The following is a 6,087-nucleotide window of genomic DNA, read 5'->3' as shown; positions in this document are numbered from 1 at the left end:
GGGTGTTGTCCTGCGGCGGGTCCGTGCGGCCGCTCGTGCCGTCCGCTGCGGCGGGCGGTGGACCACGGTCCGCCCTCCCGGCGGCCCGGTCGCTGGGGCCTGCCGTACCGGCCGCCGTGCGAGAAGGCGCCCGGCCGCGCGGGGTGTTGTCCCCGCGCGTGAGGGTGTCCCGCTCCGTGGGGTGCCGCTGCCGTGCGTGATCTCGCGGGGTGCCGCCGCCGCGTGTGGGGGGGTGTTCCGCCGTCCCGCCCGGGCGTGGGCCGGTGTCCTGTCGTGGGCGCCGGGCCTGGCGGGGTGGTGCTCCGCACCTCAGGGCGTGACGGTGGCCCGGGGCGGTGGCGCCCTGCGGAGGGGTGTCGTGCCGCTCGGGGTGGTGTCACTGCTCGGGGTGGTGTCGCGCCGCTCCGGTGTGGTGTCGCCGCCCGGAGCGCCGGGTGGCGGCGGGCGGCGGCGGCGCGCGACCGGGTGCCGCGACGTGCGGGCGACGAGGCCGCGCGCGTGGCGGTGACGCTTTCTTCCCGCGCCGGTTCCCTTATCACCCCGCGCGCTCCGGCGCGGTGGTTTTTCCCTTCACCATGAACGCGCCGTCGCGTTTATCGGGCGAGTGATCTTGTGTTCTTCATTACCGCCAGGTACTGGATCGGGGGATTCTTTTCGCACGAGCAAATGTGAAGGCGTTCGCGCCCTTAAACCTGCCGACCGGTTTCTCGGGTCCTTCCTTCGCGGGGCTCTTTTCCGGCGCCCGGTGGAATTGGCATATGCCTGTCCGTCCGGATTCCCCCGCCGTTGGGGCGTTGTTTCTATGCTCCGATGACGGCGGAGCGTATCCGTGATAAACCCATGCCCATTTCCGTCTCGTTTCCCTGCCGACGGCCTTCCGCCCGGCCTGCGAAGGCCGACGGCGCCGGCCGCCCCGGGGCCCGCTTTCGCGATGCCGGGTGAACGGCGCGCAGATCCGGGTGAACGACGCGCGCCCAGCCGGATGCCGCAGGGGGCTCCGGCCGCCTCGCCCTGTCCGCGAGGTGGCCGGAGCTTTCGCCTGCCTCGGGATGGCCCAGCGGCGGCCCGCACGCGCCGTTTACGCAGCTCATCGGTGCGGTACCGCCCCGGCGCCCGCCGGCGGCCCCCGTGCGCCCGCGACCCCGTTCCCCTGCTTCCGCCCCGCCTTCTTCTCTCGCTGCCGCGCGCGGTTTTTCCGGAATCCTGCATTCCGTAATGGCGCCCTCCGCACCCTCGTCGTAAACATTGACTTCCATGCAAAGGAAGGGTGGGGTGTCCGTTTGTGAAGGGCGGGCGCCCTCGCCTGGCGTGCGGGTCTGCTCTATTGTGGGAACCGGACACGCGGTGGCCGAAAAATGCTTCGTGTTGTGTCGATCCTTTGGACACTTAAACTTAACGAAGCGCCTACTGGCGGTGGCTGGATTCAGTTGTAATATCCTCGTGTCGCCACCGGGTCAGGGTTCGCCCCTACTCGGCCGGCCAGTTATTTCCCGGCAGGGCGGAGTGCCTTATCCGCCCGGCCGTCCTGTGCCATTTCGTGGTCCCCGGCACCGCTGACGCGACGACGCGGAGGCGGTGGCGGGTCGTCAGTTCCGGAACCAGCCCCGTTCACCGGAAGGAATCATCATGCCCGCAGTGAGCCCGCTAGAGGCGCAGCAGTGGCTGATCGAGAAGATCGCGCACCGCCTCGGCACCGAGCCGGCCGGGGTCTCGCCCGAGATGTACTTCGACGAGATGGACCTGGACTCCACCGAGGCCCTGATCCTCGCCGGGGAGATCGAGAGCTGGCTCGGCTTCGAGCTGAGCACCACCACTCTCTGGTACCACCCGACCGTCAAGGACCTGGCCGCCCACCTCGCCGAGGAGAGTGACACCCATGCGGCGGCCGGGAAAGCCTGAGCAGCCCGTCGTCCACCGCCTCAAGGCGGCGGCCGAGGACCGGCACACGGTCTACCTGGTACACCCGGGGGCGCTGGACGCCTCCGTGCACCGGGCACTGGCCGAAGCCCTCCCCGAGGGGACCGGGCTGACCGTCCTCGACCTGGGGGGCGTCGCCGAGTACTGGCAGGCGGCCCTGACCGGGGGCCACGCCGACACCACGCTCGACGCCCTCGCCTCCTCCCTGATGACGGCGGTTCGCGTCGGATGCGGTGACGACCGCTACCTGCTCGCCGGCTGGTCCTTCGGCGGAGTGGTGGCGCACGCCATGACGGCCCTCGCGGGGCCGGGGCGCCTGCCGTCCCGCCTGGTGCTCCTCGACAGCATCGCCCCCGTCGACGCCTTCAAGCACGAGGACGACGCGCTGGAACCCGCCCTGCTGCTCGACTGGTTCGCCATGTACCTCGGCGCGAAACGCGGCCGGCCCCTGCCGGTCGAGCGGGAGCGGCTGGCGGGCCTGGGGACGGAGGACGGGCTCAAGGTACTGCTGGAGGCGGCGATCGCCGCCGGGGTGCTGCTCCCCTCCACCCCCCTCCCCGGCCTGCGCAAGCTCTACGACACCTACGTCGACGGGCTGCTCCGCAACAACCGCCTGACGCTGCCGCACCGCCCGACGCCCTCACCGGTGCCGGTGGTGCTCGTACGGGCCGCGCGGGGGCTCCTCCCCGACGGTGGCGCGATGGGCTGGGAGTCCCTCGCCCCGCACGGCCTGGACGTCCGGCGCTGTCCCGGCGACCACTACACGATGCTGTCGCGCCCCGACGCGGCCGTCACCGTGGCCTCGCTCCTCACCGACCCCTGACCCCGGCCCCGGAAACCCCGCCCCGGCCCTGCAAACCCGGACCGGGACCCGGAATCCGGGACCGCACACCCCCGGGACGCCGGACCCGGAAACCGCCCGGCCCGGCGCGGACCCACCCGCCGGCCCCTACCGCTCATGCCCGCACCACCGCACGGCTCCGCCTCCCGCCCGTCCCGTGACATCCCCCCACCGGGCCGGCCGGACCCGGGTCGCGCAGAGCCCGCGCGACCCGGCGGCGTCCCCCGCCGTCGCGTTCCCCGCCCTGCCGCACCACCCCGTACGACTTGATTCGCGCCGCTCGCACGACCCGCGGTCACCGGGACCACCCGTCCCACGGGCCCGCCTCCAGCACCTCCATGCCCTCCCTCCACCCGTTGAGGCTGGGCCATGTCTTCCTGTCCCGACTCCTGGAAGAGCCTCGCTGTGAACGCTCAGGATGCCGACCTCGACCGCCGCCTCGCCCGCGACCCCATCGCGATCGTCGGCCTGTCCGCCCTCTACCCCCAGGCCCGCGACCTCCGCGAGTTCTGGGGCAATGTCGCCGCGGCGGCCGACTGCCTCACCGACGTGCCCCGCACGCACTGGGACACGGAGGAGTTCTACGACCCCGACCCCACGGTGCCGGACAAGACGTACGCCAAGAGAGGCGGCTTCATCCCCGACACCCCCTTCAATCCCCTGGAGTTCGGGCTGCCGCCGAACACCCTGGAGGTCACCGACGTCCTGCAACTCCTGAGCCTCGTCGTCGCCCGCGACCTGCTCAAGGACGCCGGAGCCGAACAGCCCTGGTACGACGCCTCGCGCACCGGCGTCGTCCTCGGCATCACCGGCGCCAACCAGCTCACCCAGCCCCTCACCGCGCGCCTCCAGAGCCCCGTCCTCAAGGAGGTGGTGCGCAGCTGCGGGCTCAGCGAACGCGACGCCGAGGAGATCGCCGCGAAGTTCCGCATGGCGTACGCCCCGTGGGAGGAGAACAGCTTCCCGGGGATGCTCGGCAACGTCGTGGCGGGCCGGATCGCCAACCGGATGGACCTCGGCGGCATCAACATGACCGTCGACGCGGCCTGCGCCAGCTCGCTCGGCGCCGTCAAGTCGGCGGTCAGCGAACTCCTTGAGCGGCGCGCCGACACGATGCTGGTGGGCGGCTGCGACGCCGAGAACACCATCTTCATGTACCTGTGCTTCAGCAAGACCCCGGCGCTCTCCAAGGCGGGCCGCATCCGCCCCTTCGACGACGACGCCGACGGCACCCTCATCGGTGAGGGCATCGGCATGTTGGCCCTGCGCCGCCTCTCCGACGCCGAACGGGACGGCAACCGCGTCTACGCGGTGCTGCGCGGCATCGGCGCCTCCTCGGACGGACGCTTCAAGTCCATCTACGCGCCGCGCAAGGAGGGACAGGTCCTCGCCCTGGAACGCGCCTACCGCGACGCCGACTGCTCGCCCGCCGACGTGGAGCTCTTCGAGGCGCACGGCACGGGCACGGCCGTGGGCGACGCCACCGAGCTCTCCTCGCTGGCCGCCGTCATCGACGCGGCCACCGACGAGCGGCAGTACGCGGCGGTCGGCAGCGTCAAATCGCAGATCGGCCACACCAAGGCCGCCGCGGGCGCCGCCGGCATGATCAAGCTGGCCCTCGCCCTGCACCACAAGGTGCTGCCGCCCACCATCAACGTCGACAAGCCCAACACGGCCGTCGACTTCGAGAACGGCCCCTTCTACGTCAACTCCCGCCTGCGCCCGTGGATCAGGACACCCCGCCGCCCCCACCGCCGCGCCGCGGTGTCCTCCTTCGGCTTCGGCGGCACCAACTTCCACGTGGTCCTGGAGGAGCACGGGCAGGGCGAGGACCTCAAGGTCATGTTCCCCGTCGCCCGCGTCCACCTGTGGCACGCCCCCGACACCGAGGCGCTGCTGAACTCCCTGGAGTCCGGCGCCGAGCCGCAGGGTGGACCCGCCCCCCAGCACCACGCGCGGGTGGCGTTCGCCGCGCGCGGCGACGAGGACGCGGCGGCGCTGCGCGAACTGGCCGTGCGCGAGCTGCGCAAGCGGCCCGCCGAGACCGCCTGGTCCCACCCCAAGGGCGTGCACTTCCGCCGTACCGCCGCCGACGCCGCCGAGACCGGCCGCGTCGGGGCCCTCTTCGCCGGGCAGGGCAGCCAGTACGTCGAACCGGGCCTGACGGCCGTCCTCGCGCTCCCGCCGCTGCGCGCCGCCTTCGACGCCGCCAACCGGCCCTTCGCCGGTGAAGTCCCGCTCTCCGCCGTCGCGTTCCCGCCGCCCGTCTTCGACGACGCGGCGCGCGCCGCGCAGGAGACCGCGCTGCGTGCCACCCGGTACGCCCAGCCCGCCATCGGGGCGCTCGCCGCCGGACAGTTCCGCTACCTCACCGGGCTCGGCTTCGACCCGGCCGGCTGCCTCGGCCACAGCTTCGGCGAACTGACCGCCCTGTGGGCGGCCGGTGCCCTGGACGACGAGGCGTACTTCACCCTCGCCCGCGCCCGCGGCGCGGCGATGGCGCCACCCGCCGAAGGAAGCGGCGACGCCGGGGCCATGGCCGCCGTCAGCGCCCCCGAGGAGCGCGTCGCGGAACTGCTCGCCGCCCTGCCCGAGGGTAGCGGCCTGCGCGTGTGCAACCGCAACGCCCCGGACCAGATCGTCGTCGGGGGCGCCACCGACGCCGTCGAGAGCCTGGTCACCGCGGCGAAGGCCGCCGGGGTCAAGGCCGCCCGGCTGCCCGTCTCCGCGGCCTTCCACACCCCTTACGTCAGCCACGCCGTGGAGACCTTCCGCGCCGACGTGGACGCCGTGGGAGTGGGCGCGCCGCGCCGCACCGTCTACGCCAACACCCGCGGCGCCTCCTACGGGGACGACCGCGCGGCCAACGCCCGCGTCCTCGCCGAACAGCTCATCAACCCGGTCGACTTCGCGGCCCGCGTCGAGGAGATGTACGAGGCGGGCTACCGCACCTTCGTCGAGTTCGGCCCCAAGAGCGTCCTGACGCAGCTCGTGCGCCGCGTCCTCAAGGACCGGCCGCACACCGTGCTGGCCGCCGACGCGGGCCCCGGCCGGGACGCGGACGTCGCTCTCAAGCAGACCGTCGCGCAACTCGCCGTCCTCGGCCTGCCGCTGCGCACGGCCGACGACTACGTCGCGCCGCCCGTGGAGCGCGAGCCCGCCAAGGGCATGTCGATCCTGCTCAACGGCATCAACTACGTCTCCCCCCAGCGCAAGGCCGCCTACCAGGACGCGCTGGAGAACGGCTACCGCGTCCCGCGCGTGGTGACCGGAGCGGCGGGCGCGGCGCAGGACGGCGGCGCCCCCGCGACGCCGCCGCCCGCCACGAC

3 protein-coding genes are annotated in these 6,087 nt (G+C 73.1%); all 3 read left to right on the top strand.

What is annotated here, in order from left to right; genetic code table 11:
- The first annotated feature begins 1,626 nt into the window (after window positions 1–1,626).
- Window positions 1,627–1,899 (top strand): acyl carrier protein, encoded by a 273-nt coding sequence (locus tag SSBG_RS04765; protein ID WP_008745084.1) that lies wholly within the window; start codon window positions 1,627–1,629, stop codon window positions 1,897–1,899.
- Window positions 1,877–2,740 (top strand): thioesterase domain-containing protein, encoded by an 864-nt coding sequence (locus tag SSBG_RS04760; RefSeq protein WP_037868954.1) that lies wholly within the window; start codon window positions 1,877–1,879, stop codon window positions 2,738–2,740. The genes SSBG_RS04765 and SSBG_RS04760 overlap by 23 nt, the downstream gene beginning before the upstream one ends.
- 423 nt (window positions 2,741–3,163) lie before the next feature.
- Window positions 3,164–6,087, top strand: a 2,924-nt coding sequence (locus SSBG_RS04755; protein ID WP_158677739.1) for a type I polyketide synthase, incomplete at its 3' end; no start/stop codon positions are given.

This window comes from Streptomyces sp. SPB074 (assembly GCF_000154905.1).
GTDB lineage: Bacteria > Actinomycetota > Actinomycetes > Streptomycetales > Streptomycetaceae > Streptomyces.
The sequence above is the reverse complement of the archived record's forward strand: the minus strand, read 5'-3'. Positions and strand labels throughout refer to the sequence as shown.

What these genes read in the sequence shown, in the direction of transcription:
- SSBG_RS04765 (WP_008745084.1), top strand. Translation starts at nt 1,627, where the DNA reads ATGCCCGCAGTGAGCCCGCTAGAGGCGCAGCAGTGGCTGATCGAGAAG.
- SSBG_RS04760 (WP_037868954.1), top strand. Translation starts at nt 1,877, where the DNA reads ATGCGGCGGCCGGGAAAGCCTGAGCAGCCCGTCGTCCACCGCCTCAAG.